A 17,843-nucleotide genomic window follows, 5' to 3' on the forward strand; every position below is an offset into this window, starting at 1 on the left:
CTGGAAGCTAAACATGGCCTTATTACAAATTAGTGAACCTGGTTTGAGTGCTGCGCCGCATCAGCGTCGTCTGGCGGCCGGTATTGACCTGGGCACAACCAACTCGCTGGTGGCGACAGTGCGCAGCGGTCAGGCCGAAACGTTAGCCGACCATGAAGGCCGTCACCTGCTGCCGTCTGTTGTTCACTATCAACAGCAAGGGCATTCGGTGGGTTATGACGCGCGTACTAACGCAGCGCTTGACACCACCAACACCATTAGTTCTGTTAAACGCCTGATGGGGCGCTCGCTGGCTGATATCCAGCAACGCTATCCGCATCTGCCTTATCAATTCCAGGCCAGCGAAAACGGCCTGCCGATGATTGAAACGGCGGCGGGGCTGCTGAACCCGGTGCGCGTTTCTGCGGACATCCTCAAAGCACTGGCGGCGCGGGCAACTGAAGCCCTGGCAGGCGAGCTGGATGGTGTCGTTATCACCGTTCCGGCGTACTTTGACGATGCCCAGCGTCAGGGCACCAAAGACGCGGCGCGTCTGGCGGGGTTGCATGTTCTGCGCTTACTTAACGAACCGACCGCTGCGGCTATCGCCTACGGGCTGGATTCCGGTCAGGAAGGCGTGATCGCTGTTTATGACCTCGGCGGCGGGACGTTTGATATTTCCATTCTGCGCTTAAGTCGCGGCGTGTTTGAAGTGCTGGCGACCGGCGGTGATTCCGCGCTCGGCGGCGATGATTTCGACCATCTGCTGGCGGATTACATTCGCGAGCAGGCGGGCATTCCTGATCGTAGCGATAACCGCGTTCAGCGTGAACTGCTGGATGCCGCCATTGCGGCCAAAATCGCGCTGAGCGATGCGGACTCCGTGACCGTTAACGTTGCGGGCTGGCAGGGCGAAATCAGCCGTGAACAATTCAACGAACTGATCGCGCCACTGGTAAAACGAACCTTACTGGCTTGTCGTCGTGCGCTGAAAGACGCTGGCGTAGAAGCTGATGATGTGCTGGAAGTGGTGATGGTTGGCGGTTCTACTCGCGTGCCGCTGGTGCGTGAACGAGTAGGCGAATTTTTCGGTCGTCCACCGCTGACTTCTATCGACCCGGATAAAGTCGTCGCTATTGGCGCGGCGATTCAGGCGGATATTCTGGTGGGTAACAAGCCGGACAGCGAAATGCTGTTGCTGGATGTGATCCCGCTGTCGCTGGGCCTCGAGACCATGGGCGGCCTGGTGGAGAAAGTGATCCCGCGTAATACCACGATTCCGGTGGCCCGCGCCCAGGATTTCACCACCTTTAAAGATGGTCAGACGGCAATGTCTATCCATGTGATGCAGGGTGAACGTGAACTGGTGCAGGACTGCCGCTCGCTGGCGCGTTTTGCACTGCGTGGTATCCCGGCGCTACCGGCTGGCGGCGCGCATATTCGCGTAACGTTCCAGGTCGATGCCGACGGTCTTTTGAGCGTGACGGCGATGGAGAAATCCACCGGCGTTGAGGCGTCTATTCAGGTCAAACCGTCTTACGGTCTGACCGATAGCGAAATCGCTTCGATGATCAAAGACTCAATGAGCTATGCCGAGCAGGACGTAAAAGCCCGTATGTTGGCAGAACAAAAAGTAGAAGCGGCGCGTGTGCTGGAAAGTCTGCACGGCGCGCTGGCTGCTGATGCCGCGCTGTTAAGCACCGCAGAGCGTCAGGTCATTGACGATGCTGCCGCTCACCTGAGTGAAGTGGCGCAGGGCGATGATGTTGACGCTATCGAACAAGCGATTAAAAACGTAGACAAACAAACCCAGGATTTCGCCGCTCGCCGCATGGACCAGTCGGTTCGTCGTGCGCTGAAAGGCCATTCCGTGGACGAGGTTTAATATGCCAAAGATTGTTATTTTGCCTCATCAGGATCTCTGCCCTGATGGCGCTGTTCTGGAAGCGAATAGTGGTGAAACCATTCTCGACGTTGCGCTGCGTAACGGTATCGAGATTGAACACGCCTGTGAAAAATCCTGTGCTTGCACCACCTGCCACTGCATCGTTCGCGAAGGTTTTGACTCGCTGCCGGAAAGCTCAGAGCAGGAAGACGACATGCTGGACAAAGCCTGGGGACTGGAGCCGGAAAGCCGTTTAAGCTGCCAGGCGCGCGTTACCGACGAAGATTTAGTGGTCGAAATCCCGCGTTACACTATCAACCATGCGCGTGAGCATTAACAGAGGTTAGTATGGGACTTAAGTGGACCGATAGCCGCGAAATTGGCGAAGCACTGTACGATGCGTATCCCGATCTTGATCCGAAAACGGTTCGATTCACCGATATGCATCAGTGGATTTGCGATCTGGAAGATTTCGACGACGACCCGCAGGCATCCAACGAGAAAATCCTCGAAGCGATTTTGTTAGTCTGGCTGGACGAAGCCGAATAATTTCCGCGTCATGCTTCACGCCGCAGATGCGTTGGCTGCGCTCGTTCACCCCAGTCACATAGTTATCTATGCTCCTGGGGCTTCACTCACTTGCCGCGTGATTCGGCCTTTTGGCCTCACCCCTCCGGGGCCAGCGCAAGCGCTGTTCAAAACGCAATGCGTTTTGTCCTGCAACGCGAATCATTTAGCGGAAAAATCCTGGGGCTGCCAACTGGCGGCCCTTTTACAAAGAAGGATAACTAAAATGACAGAAGCGATGAAGATTACCCTCTCTACCCAACCTGCCGACGCGCGCTGGGGAGAAAAAGCGACTTACAGCATTAATAATGATGGCATTACCCTGCATTTGAACGGGACAGACGATCTGGGGCTGATCCAGCGTGCGGCGCGCAAGATTGACGGTCTGGGCATCAAGCATGTTCAGTTAAGCGGTGAAGACTGGGATGCGGATCGCTGCTGGGCATTCTGGCAAGGTTACAAAGCCCCGAAAGGCACACGTAAAGTGGAGTGGCCGGATCTGGACGATGCCCAGCGCCAGGAACTGGATAACCGCCTGATGATCATCGACTGGGTGCGTGACACCATTAACGCACCGGCGGAAGAGCTGGGGCCATCGCAACTGGCACAGCGTGCTGTTGATCTGATCAGCAACGTCGCGGGCGATCGTGTGACTTATCGGATCACCAAAGGCGAAGATCTGCGTGAGCAAGGTTATATGGGGCTGCACACGGTCGGGCGCGGTTCAGAACGTTCTCCGGTATTGCTGGCGCTGGATTACAACCCGACTGGCGATAAAGAAGCGCCAGTGTACGCGTGCCTGGTTGGTAAAGGCATCACCTTTGATTCCGGCGGCTACAGTATCAAACAGACCGCATTTATGGACTCGATGAAGTCGGACATGGGCGGCGCGGCAACGGTTACCGGGGCGCTGGCGTTTGCCATTACGCGCGGACTGAACAAGCGCGTGAAGCTGTTCCTCTGCTGTGCGGATAACCTGATCAGCGGCAACGCGTTCAAACTGGGCGATATTATTACCTATCGCAACGGTAAAAAAGTTGAAGTGATGAACACTGATGCGGAAGGGCGTCTGGTGCTGGCCGATGGCCTGATTGATGCCAGTGCGCAGAAACCGGAACTGATCATTGATGCGGCGACCCTCACCGGGGCGGCGAAAACTGCGCTGGGTAATGATTATCACGCGCTGTTCAGTTTTGACGATGCGCTTGCCGGTCGCTTGCTGGCGAGTGCCGCGCAGGAGAATGAACCGTTCTGGCGTCTGCCGCTGGCGGAGTTCCACCGCAGCCAGCTGCCGTCTAACTTTGCCGAACTGAACAATACCGGAAGCGCGGCGTACCCGGCAGGCGCGAGCACGGCGGCGGGCTTCCTGTCGCACTTTGTTGAGAACTATCAGCAAGGCTGGCTGCATATCGACTGCTCGGCGACTTACCGTAAAGCGCCGGTTGAACAGTGGTCTGCGGGTGCTACGGGACTTGGTGTGCGCACGATTGCTAATCTGTTAACGGCGTAAACTAATATGCCGGATGCGGCGTAAACGCCATATCCGGCCTACAAAGTATTGCAAATTCAACAAATTGTGAATCCCTTGTAGGCCTGATAAGTATGGCGCATCAGGCACTTGTGCCCCGAACGTTGAATGAATTGTGGTTCTTATGTCCGAAACAAAAAATGAACTTGAAGACCTGCTGGAAAAAGCAGCAACCGAACCGGCGCACCGCCCGGCCTTTTTCCGTACTCTACTGGAATCCATCGTCTGGGTGCCTGGTACGGCGGCGCAGGGCGAGGCTGTGGTTGAAGATAGCGCGCTTGATTTACAGCACTGGGAAAAAGAAGACGGCACCAGCGTCATTCCTTTTTTCACCTCGTTAGAAGCACTTCAACAGGCGGTTGAAGACGAACAGGCATTTGTCGTAATGCCCGTTCGCACATTGTTTGAGATGACCCTTGGCGAAACGCTCTTCCTTAATGCCAAACTGCCAACCGGTAAAGAATTTATGCCGCGTGAAATCAGTTTGTTGATTGGTGAAGAAGGAAATCCGCTGAGCAGCCAGGAAGTACTGGAGGGCGGTGAATCGCTGATATTATCGGAAGTCGCAGAGCCACCAGCACAAATGATTGATTCACTCACCACCTTATTTAAAACTATTAAGCCGGTGAAGCGTGCTTTTATTTGTTCAATTAAAGAGAACGAAGAGGCACAGCCTAATTTACTTATTGGCATTGAAGCCGATGGTGATATCGAAGAAATTATTCAGGCGGCGGGAAGTGTAGCGACCGATACATTACCTGGCGATGAACCCATCGATATTTGTCAGGTGAAAAAAGGGGAAAAAGGAATTAGCCACTTTATTACCGAACATATTGTGCCATTCTATGAACGTCGCTGGGGTGGTTTTTTGCGTGACTTTAAACAGAACCGGATAATCTAAAATATGCCGCCCCAAAGGGCGGCATTCGGGTTTACCTGCTGTTCTGAAGGTTGTTAACCACCAATAAATTGTTGCCGGAGAGACTCCGGTTATTATTTACCTCGGTTAACAGCGCACCAGAAACAATAAGTACGATACAAAAGCACCGTATCTTCATTGTGCGGTCCATGCGAAGACCGCATCACGACATCACCACTGGCGATATTGCCGCGATAGCAAGCGACGAGATACACTTGCATTTACGGCCAAGGAACATCCTTTCCTAAAGCCAGCGCCCGTTTGCGAGACGGCGGAAAGGGCCGGTGTCGATAATACGCTAACCGAAAAATAATTACTCGTTTTTTACTTGACACAAAATTTCTTAACAGCGAGTATTCTTTTGCTGTGAGGCACCTGCGTTGTTCATGCAACACAAGTGAACCTGCTGGAAAGGCCGCGAACCAAACCAGCAACAAAAAACCGCCTGATTTTGGCGGTTTTTTGTTGTTTAAAGAAAGTGAAATTACACGTTTAAGTAATATCTTTTACCAGTTAGTATATTTTAATATTAAGCGGGATTTGTTTATATTTGTCTGAATTCGGACTGATAAGCCAAATGAATTCAAAATCTATCCTTTTTTATCTACTTGACATCGTTGATGCATAAAGCGAGTATTGAGTAGACGAGATACACTTGCAGTAATACAACCTGCTGGAAAGGCCGCGAACCAGACCAGCAAATAAATATCCTCCGGCATAGCCGGAGGTTTTTCAAATGCGCCTGTAAGGCTCTGTTACCAGCCGCGCCCTAACAGGCGCATACGATCTGACATTTGCATTCAACTTCGTTACTTACGGCCCGTAAACGGGCTGCCCGGATATGGAATCGATAACTGCTCCCCCATTTTATCCTCTTCAAGCTGGTGCTTTATGTAGTCCTGTATCTTCGCCGTGTTCTTACCCACCGTATCGACATAGTACCCTCGGCACCAGAACTCCCTGTTTCTGTATTTGAATTTCAAATCCCCAAACTGCTCGTAAAGCATCAGACTGCTTTTCCCTTTCAGATATCCCATAACGCCGGATACGCTCATTTTGGGTGGGAGTTCCACAAGCATATGGATATGATCTGCGCAGCACTCTGCTTCCAGAATCCGTACGCTTTTCCACTCACACAGCTTTCTCAAAATACTGCCTATCGCCCTACGCTTCTCTCCGTAAAACGCCAGTCTTCGGTATTTCGGCGCAAAAACTATGTGATATTTACAGTTCCAGCGGGTGTACGCTAAGCTCTTTTCGTCCCCCATTGGGACCCCCTTTTGATTTCTTGTTTGACACTTGCAGTTGCCAGACCGCAAGGTGTTTTAACAAATCAAAAGGGGTTTTAATAACTGGCTCAAAGCTGAAAGCTTTCCGGAACCCCCAGCCTAGCTGGGGGTTTTCTGTGCACAATAAAAAACCGCCAAATTCGGCGGTTTTTTATTGCCTGTAAAAAGCTTATTTCACTGGCTCAACCGGTAAATCTGCCCGTGCGCCCCATTCACTCCATGCGCCGTCGTACATTTTCACGTTTGGCACATCCAGCGTCGCGAGTGCCAACAAAACCACGGCTGCCGTTACACCAGAGCCGCAGCTGACGATAATCGGTTTGTCATAGCTGACGCCGCGACCAAAAAATATAGCATCCAGTTCATCGGTCGTTTTTAGTTCGCCTTCGCGCACCAGTTCCGTCCACGGAACGTTCAATGCACCGGGAATATGTCCGCGACGTAAACCTGGGCGAGGTTCATCAACTTCTGCGTTAAAACGTGCAGCCGGGCGGGCATCAATAATTTGCGCCGTATTTTCATGGCTTGCCAATAACACATCGGTGACTTTCACCACGGCTTCAGGATTAAACGTGGCGTTAAACTCTCCTTCCGGCAGCTCTACTGCACCTTCTTCTAACAGCAGATCATCGCGCTGCCAGCCTGCAAGTCCACCACCCAGAATCGACACTTTCTCTACACCAAAGGTGCGCAGCATCCACCATGCTCGTGGGGCTGAGAAAAGATTACCTTCGTCATAGACAATCAGGTGCTTGTCCTGGTTAACGCCTAATTCACGCATCGCCACGGCGAACGTTTCCGGGCGCGGCAGCATGTGCGGAAGCGGGGAAGTGTGATCAGAAAGCGCTTCTATATCAAAAAACACTGCGCCGGGAATATGTCCATTCAGATACTCCTGAGCAACGTTACGATCTTCCTGTCCAGGCGACGCCATGCGGGCATCGATAATCTGAATTTCCGGGTCATCAATATGTTCGGCGAGCCAGTCGGCTCCTACAAACCATGTCGTGGACATAGGCATCTCCATTTTTGCCGGGGTTAGGCTAAATTGTCGGATGTTTAGTGAAAAGCGACAAGCAAAAGAGGCTGATTTGGCTGTCTGAGCCACAATTCTCACTAAAATTCGGATTGTATGGGCGTGATACTGAATTACATAACGTAAATTCTCACGCATAATAATTATTCGACGTTGCTAACGGGCCATTGTGGCAGGGATGAAAAATGAAAAAGTTACGCGTAGCCGCCTGCATGCTAATGCTGGCGCTGGCAGGGTGCGACAACAACGATAACGCGCCAACAGCGGTGAAAAAAGATGCGCCTTCTGAAGTTACTAAAGCGGTCTCTTCAGAAAACGCGAGTTCAGCAAAACTCTCCGTGCCGGAGCGACAAAAACTGGCACAACAGAGTGCCGGTAAGGCGCTGACATTGCTGGATCTCTCTGAAGTTCAACTTGATGGCGCAGCCACGCTGGTGCTGACGTTCTCCATCCCTCTCGACCCGGATCAGGATTTCTCACGCGTTATCCATGTCGTCGATAAGAAAAGCGGCAAAGTGGATGGTGCCTGGGAGCTGTCAGATAATCTTAAAGAGTTGCGTTTACGCCACCTCGAACCGAAACGTGATTTGATCGTCACTATTGGCAAGGAGGTCAAAGCACTCAACAACGCAACCTTCAGTAAAGATTACGAAAAAACTATAACTACCCGCGATATCCAACCCAGCGTCGGTTTTGCCAGCCGTGGCTCGTTGTTACCTGGTAAAGTTATTGAAGGGCTGCCGGTAATGGCGCTCAATGTTAATAATGTCGATGTTAACTTCTTCCGTGTTAAGCCAGAATCTCTGCCAGCATTCATTAGCCAATGGGAATACCACAATTCGCTGGCGAACTGGCAGTCTGACAAACTGCTGCAGATGGCGGATCTTGTCTACACCGGACGGTTTGATCTCAATCCTGCGCGTAACACCCGTGAAAAATTATTGCTGCCGTTGGGCGATATCAAACCGCTTCAGCAGGCAGGCGTGTACCTGGCTGTGATGAATCAGGCTGGACGTTACGATTACAGTAATCCCGCGACGCTGTTTACGTTAAGTGATATCGGCGTTTCAGCTCACCGTTATCACAATCGTCTGGATATCTTTACCCAAAGTCTGGAAAACGGCGCGGCCCAGCAAGGAATAGAAGTCTCTTTATTAAATGAGAAAGGGCAGACTCTGACTCAGGCAACCAGTGATGCTCAGGGGCATGTGCAGCTGGAAAATGATAAAAACGCGGCATTACTGCTGGCGCGTAAAGACGGTCAGACAACGCTACTCGATTTAAAACTTCCGGCGCTGGACTTAGCAGAATTTATCATTGCTGGCGCGCCAGGCTATAGCAAACAGTTTTTCATGTTTGGCCCGCGCGATCTTTATCGCCTTGGTGAAACAGTCATCCTCAATGGTTTATTGCGTGATGCAGATGGTAAAGCATTGCCCGATCAACCCATCAAGTTAGACGTGATTAAACCCGACGGGCAGGTACTCAGGAGCGTCGTTAGTCAGCCGGAGAATGGCCTCTACCACTTTACCTGGCCACTCGATAGCAATGCGGCAACCGGTATGTGGCATATTCGCGCTAACACGGGCGATAACCAGTACCGGATGTGGGATTTCCACGTCGAAGATTTTATGCCAGAGCGCATGGCGCTGAATCTGACTGGTGAGAAAACCCCGCTAACGCCGAAAGATGAAGTGAGATTTTCCGTGGTGGGGTACTACCTGTATGGTGCGCCTGCTAATGGTAATACTTTGCAAGGGCAACTTTTCCTGCGCCCACTGCGTGAAGCTGTGTCAGCCTTACCTGGTTTCGAATTCGGCGATATAGCTGCCGAAAATCTTTCCCGCACGCTGGATGAAGTTCAGTTGACGCTGGATGATAAAGGGCGTGGCGAAGTTTCTACAGAAAGCCAGTGGAAGGAAACGCATTCCCCATTACAGGTTATTTTCCAGGGTAGTTTGTTGGAATCGGGCGGTCGCCCGGTGACGCGCCGCGCTGAGCAGGCTATCTGGCCTGCCGATGCATTGCCGGGGATCCGTCCGCAGTTCGCCTCGAAATCGGTTTACGATTATCGCACTGACAGCACGGTGAAACAGCCCATTGTTGATGAAGGCAGTAACGCCGCTTTTGACATCGTTTATAGCGATGCGCAAGGCGTGAAAAAAGCCGTGTCGGGCTTGCAGGTGCGCCTGATTCGCGAACGCCGCGATTACTACTGGAACTGGTCAGAAGATGAAGGCTGGCAATCACAGTTTGATCAAAAAGATCTGATTGAAAATGAACAAACTCTGGATCTGAAAGCGGACGAAACCGGCAAGGTCAGTTTCCCGGTAGAGTGGGGCGCTTATCGTCTGGAAGTCAAAGCGCCGAATGAAGCGGTCAGTAGTGTGCGTTTCTGGGCTGGCTATAGCTGGCAGGACAACAGCGACGGGAGCGGCGCAGTGCGTCCGGACCGTGTCACGCTGAAACTGGATAAAGCCAGTTATCGCCCTGGCGACACCATTAAGTTGCATATCGCCGCGCCAACGGCGGGTAAAGGTTATGCGATGGTCGAGTCCAGTGAAGGGCCGCTGTGGTGGCAAGAGATTGATGTTCCGGCTCAAGGGCTGGATCTGACGATTCCGGTCGATAAAACCTGGAATCGTCATGATTTGTATTTAAGTACGCTGGTGGTACGTCCTGGCGATAAATCTCGCTCTGCGACGCCAAAACGCGCAGTTGGGGTGTTGCATCTGCCGCTTGGCGATGAAAACCGTCGTCTCGATCTGGCGCTGGAAACCCCCACCAAAATGCGCCCCAATCAGCCATTAACCGTGAAAATTAAAGCCAGCAATAAAAATGGTGAGATGCCAAAACAGGTGAATGTGCTGGTGTCTGCCGTTGATAGCGGTGTGCTGAATATTACTGATTACGTTACCCCCGATCCGTGGCAGGCGTTCTTTGGTCAGAAACGCTATGGTGCAGACATTTACGATATTTACGGTCAGGTCATTGAAGGTCAGGGGCGTCTGGCAGCTCTGCGTTTTGGTGGCGATGGTGATGAGCTGAAACGTGGTGGTAAACCGCCGGTCAATCACGTCAATATTGTCGCGCAGCAGGCGCTGCCGGTAACGCTCAACGAACAGGGCGAAGGCTCGGTTACACTGCCGATTGGCGATTTTAACGGTGAACTACGCGTCATGGCGCAAGCCTGGACGGCAGATGACTTCGGTAGCAACGAAAGCAAAGTGATAGTTGCCGCACCGGTGATTGCTGAACTGAACATGCCGCGCTTTATGGCGAGTGGCGATACCTCGCGTCTGACGCTGGATATCACTAATCTTACCGATAAACCGCAAAAACTGAACGTTGCCCTGACCGCCAGTGGTTTGCTTGAACTGGTCAGCGTTTCACCCGCAGCCGTTGAATTAGCGCCAGGTGTGCGTACTACGCTGTTTATCCCGGTGCGAGCATTGCCGGGTTATGGCGATGGAGAAATTCAGGCCACCATTAGCGGGTTAGCGTTACCGGGTGAAACCGTTGCCGATCAGCATAAGCAGTGGAAAATCGGCGTCCGTCCGGCGTTCCCGGCACAAACGGTTAATTACGGTACGGCGTTGCAGCCTGGTGAGACATGGGCGATTCCGGCGGATGGATTGCAAAACTTCTCGCCTGTTACACTGGAAGGGCAATTGTTGTTGAGCGGCAAACCACCGCTGAACATCGCACGTTATATCAAAGAGTTAAAAGCGTATCCGTACGGCTGTCTTGAGCAAACCGCCAGCGGCCTGTTCCCGTCACTTTATACCAACGCAGCCCAACTCCAGGCGTTGGGCATCAAAGGCGACAGTGATGAGAAGCGCCGTGCATCGGTCGATATCGGCATTTCCCGTTTGCTGCAAATGCAACGTGATAACGGCGGCTTTGCGCTGTGGGATAAAAACGGTGACGAAGAGTACTGGCTGACGGCTTACGTGATGGATTTCCTGGTCCGCGCAGGTGAGCAGGGTTACAGCGTGCCGACAGACGTCATTAACCGGGGAAATGAGCGTCTGCTGCGCTATTTACAAGATCCGGGCATGATGTCGATCCCGTACGCGGATAATCTCAAAGCCAGTAAATTCGCCGTACAGTCTTACGCTGCGCTGGTGCTGGCCCGTCAGCAAAAAGCACCACTGGGTGCGCTGCGTGAAATCTGGGAGCATCGTGCAGATGCTGCGTCTGGATTACCGCTGCTGCAACTTGGCGTTGCGCTGAAAACCATGGGGGATGCGACGCGTAGTGAAGAAGCGATTGCGCTGGCGCTGAAAACGCCGCGTAATGATGAGCGGAAATGGCTGGGTGATTACGGTAGCCCACTGCGCGACAACGCGTTAATGCTCTCCTTGCTGGAAGAAAATAAACTGCTACCCGATGAGCAAAACACTTTGCTGAACACGCTTTCGCAGCAGGCGTTTGGTGAACGCTGGCTATCGACGCAGGAAAGCAACGCGTTGTTCATGGCTGCCCGTACGATCCAGGATTTACCGGGTAAATGGCAGGCGCAAACCTCTTTCTCAGCTGAGCCGCTGACAGGCGAGAAAGCGCAAAACAGCAATCTGAATAGCGATCAACTTGCCACCTTGCAGGTGACCAACAGTGGCGATCAGCCGTTATGGCTGCGTGTGGATGCCAACGGTTATCCGCAATCCGCACCTTTACCGGCGAACAATGTGCTGCAAATCGAGCGTCATATTCTTGGTACTGATGGTAAGAGCAAATCGCTGGACTCGTTACGTAGCGGCGATCTGGTGCTGGTCTGGTTGCAGGTTAAAGCCAGTAACAGCGTGCCGGATGCGTTAGTCGTGGATCTGCTGCCTGCGGGTCTGGAACTGGAAAACCAGAATCTGGCGAACGGTAGCGCCAGCCTGGAGCAAAGTGGTGGCGAAGTGCAAAACTTACTGAACCAGATGCAGCAGGCGAGCATTAAGCACATTGAGTTCCGTGACGATCGCTTTGTGGCGGCGGTTGCCGTTGATGAATACCAACCGGTAACGCTGGTGTATCTGGCGCGGGCGGTGACGCCGGGAACGTATCAGGTACCGCAACCGATGGTGGAATCAATGTATGTTCCCCAATGGCGGGCGACCGGCGCGGCTGAAGATTTGCTGATTGTCAGACCGTAAATGCCTCGCCTGTTAACCAAACGCGGCTGCTGGATAACGCTGGCAGCCGCGCCCTTTCTCCTTTTTCTTGCAGCGTGGGGAGCAGATAAACTCTGGCCTCTACCGCTGCATGAAGTCAATCCCGCACGAGTGGTTGTGGCTCAGGATGGGACGCCGCTCTGGCGCTTCGCCGATGCTGACGGCATCTGGCGTTATCCGGTAACAATCGAAGATGTTTCTCCACGTTACCTTGAAGCGCTGATCAATTATGAAGATCGCTGGTTCTGGAAGCATCCGGGGGTGAATCCATTCTCGGTGGCGCGCGCAGCATGGCAAGATCTCACTTCGGGACGGGTTATTTCCGGTGGCAGCACGCTCACTATGCAGGTTGCTCGTCTGCTTGATCCTCACCCCAAAACATTTGGCGGCAAAATTCGCCAGCTCTGGCGCGCGTTGCAACTGGAATGGCATCTGCCTAAGCGTGAAATTCTGACCTTGTATCTTAACCGCGCTCCGTTTGGCGGTACGTTGCAGGGGATCGGTGCGGCAAGTTGGGCTTATCTCGGAAAGTCGCCTGCGAATTTAAGCTATTCCGAGGCGGCAATGCTGGCGGTTTTGCCGCAAGCACCCAGCCGACTACGCCCGGATCGTTGGCCGGAGCGTGCCGAAGCCGCGCGTAATAAAGTGCTCGAACGGATGGCCGTGCAAGGTGTGTGGTCCCGTGAGCAGGTAAAAGAGTCAAGGGAAGAACCCATCTGGCTGGCACCCCGACAAATGCCGCAACTGGCACCGCTGTTTTCGCGCATGATGCTCGGTAAAAGCAAAAGCGACAAAATCGTTACGACGCTGGATGCCGGTCTTCAACGACGTCTGGAAGAACTGGCGCAAAACTGGAAAGGACGATTACCACCGCGCAGCTCACTGGCGATGATCGTTGTTGATCATACCGATATGCGTGTTCGCGGCTGGGTGGGATCGGTTGATCTCAACGATGATTCACGCTTTGGTCATGTTGATATGGTCAATGCGATCCGATCGCCAGGATCGGTGCTCAAACCGTTTGTTTATGGTCTGGCGCTGGATGAAGGCTTGATCCACCCGGCATCGCTGTTGCAAGACGTACCCCGGCGCACCGGTGATTACCGACCTGGCAACTTTGACAGCGGTTTTCATGGCCCGATCAGCATGAGTGAGGCGCTGGTGCGCTCGCTGAACTTACCTGCTGTGCAGGTGCTGGAAGCCTATGGACCGAAACGGTTTGCGGCAAAGTTACGCAATGTTGGATTGCCGCTATATTTGCCCAACGGTGCTGCACCGAATCTTTCGCTCATTCTCGGCGGCGCTGGTGCAAAACTGGAAGATATGGCGGCAGCGTATACCGCGTTTGCTCGCCACGGCAAGGCAGGTAAATTGCGCTTACAGCCTGACGATCCGCTGCTTGAACGGCCTTTAATGTCGTCGGGGGCTGCGTGGATCATCCGCCGGATTATGGCTGATGAAGCGCAACCCTTGCCGGATAGTGCCTTGCCGCGCGTCGCCCCACTGGCATGGAAAACGGGCACCAGCTATGGCTATCGTGACGCCTGGGCGATTGGGGTTAACGCTCGCTATGTTATTGGGATCTGGACTGGCAGACCGGACGGCACGCCCGTTGTTGGTCAGTTTGGCTTTGCCAGCGCCGTACCATTGTTGAATCAGGTTAATAATATCTTACTGTCGCGCAGTGCGAATCTGCCGGAAGACCCACGTCCTGACTCTGTAAGTCGTGGTGTTATCTGCTGGCCGGGCGGACAGTCTTTGCCGGAAGGTGACGGTAACTGTCGCCGCCGCCTGGCAACCTGGCTGCTGGACGGGAGCCAGCCGCCAACTCTATTACTGCCGGAGCAGGAAGGCATTAATGGCATTCGTTTCCCCATCTGGCTGGATGAAAATGGCAAACGTGTTGCCGCTGATTGCCCGCAAGCGCGACAAGAAATGATAAATGTCTGGCCGCTACCGCTGGAACCCTGGTTGCCCGCATCAGAACGCCGCGCTGTGCGCTTACCACCGGCCTCGACAATTTGCCCGCCATACGGTCACGATGCACAACTCCCACTGCAGCTGACAGGTGTTCGCGATGGCGCGATTATTAAACGTTTACCGGGCGCAGCGGAAGCGACTTTGCCGTTGCAATCAAGTGGAGGGGCAGGTGAACGCTGGTGGTTTCTGAATGGCGAACCGTTAACTGAACGCGGGCGCAACGTGACCCTGCATTTGATGGATAAAGGCGATTATCAATTGCTGGTGATGGATGAGGTGGGGCAAATCGCGACAGTGAAATTTGTCATGCAATAGTCTGTTTTGTCCCTGATTGTTGCTTAAACTAGGTTTATTTTAAAAAAATGTTACCTTCATCAATAGTCAACGGCCCTGTTGCTCATTATAATCCGCGCCATCTCGTACGCTGGTACAGACAACAACAGAACAATTTACAGAGGTAAAAATGGCTATTGAACGTACTTTTTCCATCATCAAACCGAACGCGGTAGCAAAAAACGTCATTGGTAATATCTTTGCGCGCTTTGAAGCTGCAGGGTTCAAAATTGTCGGCACCAAAATGCTGCACCTGACCGTTGAACAGGCTCGTGGCTTTTATGCTGAACACGATGGAAAACCGTTCTTTGATGGTCTGGTTGAATTCATGACCTCTGGCCCGATCGTGGTTTCCGTGCTGGAAGGTGAAAACGCCGTTCAGCGTCACCGCGATCTGCTGGGCGCGACCAATCCGGCAAATGCACTGGCCGGTACTCTGCGCGCTGATTACGCTGACAGCCTGACCGAAAACGGTACCCACGGTTCTGATTCCGTCGAATCTGCCGCTCGCGAAATCGCTTATTTCTTCGGCGAAGGCGAAGTGTGCCCGCGCACCCGTTAATAATTTCGTAAATGCCGCGTGCAAACGTGGCATCCATGCGCCAGAATTTGTACAATGCAGCGCCCCCGGACGAGCAGCCGCTCACCGGGGCGTTTCTTTTTTCAACCCTCCAGGGGCCATAACGTGTAATAACGAGGCCGGAATAGCATATGTCTGAACAATTAGTCACACCTGAAAACGTCACCACGAAAGATGGAAAAATCAACCTGCTGGATCTCAACCGTCAGCAGATGCGGGAGTTTTTTAAAGATTTAGGTGAAAAACCCTTCCGCGCCGATCAGGTGATGAAGTGGATGTATCACTATTGCTGCGACAACTTTGATGAGATGACCGACATCAATAAAGTGTTGCGCGGCAAACTGAAAGAGGTGGCGGAAATCCGTGCACCGGAAGTGGTTGAAGAACAGCGTTCATCTGACGGCACCATTAAATGGGCGATCGCCGTTGGCGATCAGCGCGTTGAAACGGTGTATATCCCGGAAGACGACCGTGCCACGCTCTGCGTCTCTTCGCAGGTAGGGTGTGCGCTGGAGTGTAAATTCTGTTCCACCGCCCAGCAGGGCTTTAACCGCAACCTGCGGGTATCGGAAATTATCGGCCAGGTGTGGCGTGCGGCGAAAATTGTCGGCGCAGCAAAAGTCACCGGTCAGCGCCCAATCACTAACGTAGTGATGATGGGCATGGGCGAGCCGCTGCTCAACCTGAACAACGTCGTTCCGGCGATGGAAATCATGTTGGATGACTTTGGCTTTGGTCTGTCTAAACGTCGCGTGACGCTTTCCACTTCCGGTGTAGTTCCGGCGCTGGATAAACTGGGCGATATGATCGACGTTGCACTGGCAATTTCCCTGCACGCGCCGAACGATGAAATTCGTGACGAAATTGTGCCGATCAACAAAAAGTACAATATCGAAACGTTCCTTGCTGCGGTGCGCCGTTATCTGGAGAAATCCAACGCCAATCAGGGCCGAGTCACTATTGAATACGTGATGCTTGACCACGTTAACGACGGCACTGAACACGCGCACCAACTGGCGGAGCTACTGAAAGATACGCCGTGTAAGATCAACCTGATCCCGTGGAACCCGTTCCCTGGCGCGCCGTATGGACGCAGTTCGAACAGCCGTATCGACCGTTTCTCAAAAGTGCTGATGAGCTACGGTTTCACCACTATTGTGCGTAAAACTCGTGGTGATGATATCGATGCTGCCTGTGGACAGTTGGCGGGCGATGTTATCGACCGTACGAAACGTACTCTGCGTAAACGGATGCAGGGTGAAGCCATCGACATTAAAGCGGTCTGATAGCCATTACGCCACGGTTACTTTATGTACCGTGGCGTAATCTTTTATGAATGAAGTATTAAGTTGCAATTGTCTGGTCAATATTAACGGTGCGTTTTTGCTGACTTTAAGGCAGTATGTAACGATGCAACAGTAAGTTAGCCTTAGTGAATGTGGGCTTTGTCACGAGCACACAGACGGTCTTATACTGTATGATAACGGTTAACTTAACGGATGTTTCGCGGTGTGGGTGAGCATGATGGTTCACCGGCATCTCAATTCTCATTTAAACGTACCTGCAGCGAATGAATACTGAAGCCACGCACGACCAAAATGAAGCACTTACTACCGGCGCTCGCCTGCGTAATGCTCGCGAACAACTAGGACTTAGTCAGCAGGCCGTTGCCGAGCGACTTTGCCTGAAGGTTTCCACGGTACGCGACATTGAAGAAGATAAGGCACCCGCCGATCTTGCTTCAACATTCCTGCGCGGATATATCCGCTCTTATGCGCGTCTGGTACATATTCCAGAAGAAGAACTGCTGCCAGGGCTGGAAAAGCAGGCTCCACTACGGGCTGCAAAAGTTGCGCCGATGCAGAGTTTTTCCCTCGGTAAACGCCGCAAAAAACGCGACGGCTGGCTGATGACCTTCACCTGGCTGGTGTTGTTTGTTGTCATTGGCTTGAGCGGTGCCTGGTGGTGGCAAGACCACAAGGCTCAGCAGGAAGAGATCACCACTATGGCCGATCAATCTTCGGCGGAACTAAGCAGTAATAGCGAGCAGGGGCAGAGTGTTCCGTTAAATACGTCGACAACTACAGACCCGGCTACAACGTCCACGCCGCCAGCGTCTGTGGATACTACCGCAACCAACACGCAAACACCTGCCGTAACTGCGCCAGCACCAGCTGTTGATCCGCAACAGAATGCGGTTGTTTCGCCTTCGCAGGCAAATGTGGATACCGCCGCGACCCCGGCACCAACGGCAACAACAACGCCAGATGGCGCTGCGCCGTTGCCAACCGATCAGGCAGGCGTGACTACGCCGGCGGCTGATCCGAATGCGCTGGTGATGAACTTTACTGCCGATTGCTGGCTGGAGGTCACTGATGCTACCGGTAAAAAATTGTTTAGCGGTATGCAACGTAAAGACGGTAATTTGAACTTAACCGGCCAGGCACCGTACAAACTGAAAATTGGTGCGCCAGCCGCAGTACAGATCCAGTATCAAGGGAAACCTGTCGATCTGAGTCGTTTTATCAGAACTAACCAGGTTGCGCGTCTGACCCTCAATGCCGAACAATCACCGGCGCAGTAAC

Annotated in this window: 13 protein-coding genes; 10 read left to right on the forward strand and 3 right to left on the reverse strand. The window is 52.9% G+C overall.

Going from position 1 to position 17,843, the window contains the following annotated elements:
• Positions 1-13: 13 nt before the first annotated feature.
• The 5 genes from hscA to sseB all read left to right on the forward strand — a co-directional run bounded on the left by hscA (position 14) and on the right by sseB (position 4,860).
• Entirely contained in the window at positions 14-1,864 is a 1,851-nt protein-coding gene (gene hscA / locus ACJHX3_RS09060) for a Fe-S protein assembly chaperone HscA (protein WP_001196639.1), read from the forward strand.
• 1 nt (position 1,865) lies between these two features.
• Complete coding sequence (gene fdx, locus ACJHX3_RS09065; protein WP_001124471.1) at positions 1,866-2,201, forward strand: ISC system 2Fe-2S type ferredoxin; 336 nt, start codon at positions 1,866-1,868, stop codon at positions 2,199-2,201.
• Between the two features lie 11 nt (positions 2,202-2,212).
• Positions 2,213-2,413, forward strand: coding sequence for a Fe-S cluster assembly protein IscX (gene iscX, locus ACJHX3_RS09070; protein ID WP_000523616.1), 201 nt, complete (start codon positions 2,213-2,215; stop codon positions 2,411-2,413).
• Positions 2,414-2,657: 244 nt separating this feature from the next.
• The gene (gene pepB, locus ACJHX3_RS09075) at positions 2,658-3,941 is read left to right on the forward strand and encodes an aminopeptidase PepB (protein ID WP_000133606.1); all 1,284 of its coding nucleotides are present in this window, start codon (positions 2,658-2,660) and stop codon (positions 3,939-3,941) included.
• A gap of 142 nt (positions 3,942-4,083) precedes the next feature.
• On the forward strand, positions 4,084-4,860 hold the full coding sequence (gene sseB, locus ACJHX3_RS09080) for an enhanced serine sensitivity protein SseB (RefSeq protein WP_001469409.1): 777 nt from the start codon (positions 4,084-4,086) through the stop codon (positions 4,858-4,860).
• 31 nt (positions 4,861-4,891) lie between these two features.
• Here sseB and timP read toward each other — a convergent pair whose 3' ends face one another.
• The 3 genes from timP to sseA all read right to left on the reverse strand — a co-directional run bounded on the left by timP (position 4,892) and on the right by sseA (position 7,182).
• Entirely contained in the window at positions 4,892-5,017 is a 126-nt protein-coding gene (gene timP, locus ACJHX3_RS09085; RefSeq protein ID WP_004974226.1) for a small toxic inner membrane protein TimP, read from the reverse strand.
• Between the two features lie 670 nt (positions 5,018-5,687).
• A complete protein-coding gene (gene tnpA / locus ACJHX3_RS09090; RefSeq protein WP_140427139.1) occupies positions 5,688-6,146 on the reverse strand; it encodes an IS200/IS605 family transposase in 459 nt (152 codons plus the stop codon).
• Between the two features lie 190 nt (positions 6,147-6,336).
• Entirely contained in the window at positions 6,337-7,182 is an 846-nt protein-coding gene (gene sseA / locus ACJHX3_RS09095) for a 3-mercaptopyruvate sulfurtransferase (protein ID WP_000108641.1), read from the reverse strand.
• 206 nt (positions 7,183-7,388) lie between these two features.
• On the opposite strand from sseA, the gene yfhM reads away from it, so the two are divergent.
• From yfhM to rodZ, 5 genes are all read left to right on the forward strand, one after another.
• On the forward strand, positions 7,389-12,347 hold the full coding sequence (gene yfhM / locus ACJHX3_RS09100; RefSeq protein ID WP_094321835.1) for an alpha2-macroglobulin: 4,959 nt from the start codon (positions 7,389-7,391) through the stop codon (positions 12,345-12,347).
• Positions 12,348-14,660, forward strand: coding sequence for a peptidoglycan glycosyltransferase PbpC (gene pbpC / locus ACJHX3_RS09105; protein ID WP_001137662.1), 2,313 nt, complete (start codon positions 12,348-12,350; stop codon positions 14,658-14,660).
• A gap of 148 nt (positions 14,661-14,808) precedes the next feature.
• Positions 14,809-15,240: a nucleoside-diphosphate kinase gene (gene ndk, locus ACJHX3_RS09110; protein ID WP_000963837.1), complete on the forward strand. Its 432-nt coding sequence runs from the start codon at positions 14,809-14,811 to the stop codon at positions 15,238-15,240.
• Between the two features lie 149 nt (positions 15,241-15,389).
• On the forward strand, positions 15,390-16,544 hold the full coding sequence (locus ACJHX3_RS09115) for a bifunctional tRNA (adenosine(37)-C2)-methyltransferase TrmG/ribosomal RNA large subunit methyltransferase RlmN (RefSeq protein WP_000003317.1): 1,155 nt from the start codon (positions 15,390-15,392) through the stop codon (positions 16,542-16,544).
• A gap of 284 nt (positions 16,545-16,828) precedes the next feature.
• Positions 16,829-17,842 carry a cytoskeleton protein RodZ gene (gene rodZ / locus ACJHX3_RS09120; protein WP_001090850.1) on the forward strand — a complete coding sequence of 338 codons (1,014 nt, stop codon included), beginning with the start codon at positions 16,829-16,831 and terminating at the stop codon, positions 17,840-17,842.
• The last annotated feature ends 1 nt before the right edge of the window (position 17,843 follow it).

The sequence above is a fragment of the Escherichia sp. WS1265 genome (assembly GCF_046487585.1).
In the GTDB taxonomy this organism is placed as follows: domain Bacteria; phylum Pseudomonadota; class Gammaproteobacteria; order Enterobacterales; family Enterobacteriaceae; genus Escherichia; species Escherichia coli.

What these genes read in the sequence shown, in the direction of transcription:
- ndk (WP_000963837.1), top strand. Translation starts at nt 14,809, where the DNA reads ATGGCTATTGAACGTACTTTTTCCATCATCAAACCGAACGCGGTAGCA.
- rodZ (WP_001090850.1), top strand. Translation starts at nt 16,829, where the DNA reads ATGAATACTGAAGCCACGCACGACCAAAATGAAGCACTTACTACCGGC.
- iscX (WP_000523616.1), top strand. Translation starts at nt 2,213, where the DNA reads ATGGGACTTAAGTGGACCGATAGCCGCGAAATTGGCGAAGCACTGTAC.
- yfhM (WP_094321835.1), top strand. Translation starts at nt 7,389, where the DNA reads ATGAAAAAGTTACGCGTAGCCGCCTGCATGCTAATGCTGGCGCTGGCA.
- sseB (WP_001469409.1), top strand. Translation starts at nt 4,084, where the DNA reads ATGTCCGAAACAAAAAATGAACTTGAAGACCTGCTGGAAAAAGCAGCA.
- pepB (WP_000133606.1), top strand. Translation starts at nt 2,658, where the DNA reads ATGACAGAAGCGATGAAGATTACCCTCTCTACCCAACCTGCCGACGCG.
- ACJHX3_RS09115 (WP_000003317.1), top strand. Translation starts at nt 15,390, where the DNA reads ATGTCTGAACAATTAGTCACACCTGAAAACGTCACCACGAAAGATGGA.
- timP (WP_004974226.1), bottom strand. Translation starts at nt 5,017, where the DNA reads ATGAAGATACGGTGCTTTTGTATCGTACTTATTGTTTCTGGTGCGCTG.
- sseA (WP_000108641.1), bottom strand. Translation starts at nt 7,182, where the DNA reads ATGTCCACGACATGGTTTGTAGGAGCCGACTGGCTCGCCGAACATATT.
- pbpC (WP_001137662.1), top strand. Translation starts at nt 12,348, where the DNA reads ATGCCTCGCCTGTTAACCAAACGCGGCTGCTGGATAACGCTGGCAGCC.
- hscA (WP_001196639.1), top strand. Translation starts at nt 14, where the DNA reads ATGGCCTTATTACAAATTAGTGAACCTGGTTTGAGTGCTGCGCCGCAT.
- fdx (WP_001124471.1), top strand. Translation starts at nt 1,866, where the DNA reads ATGCCAAAGATTGTTATTTTGCCTCATCAGGATCTCTGCCCTGATGGC.
- tnpA (WP_140427139.1), bottom strand. Translation starts at nt 6,146, where the DNA reads ATGGGGGACGAAAAGAGCTTAGCGTACACCCGCTGGAACTGTAAATAT.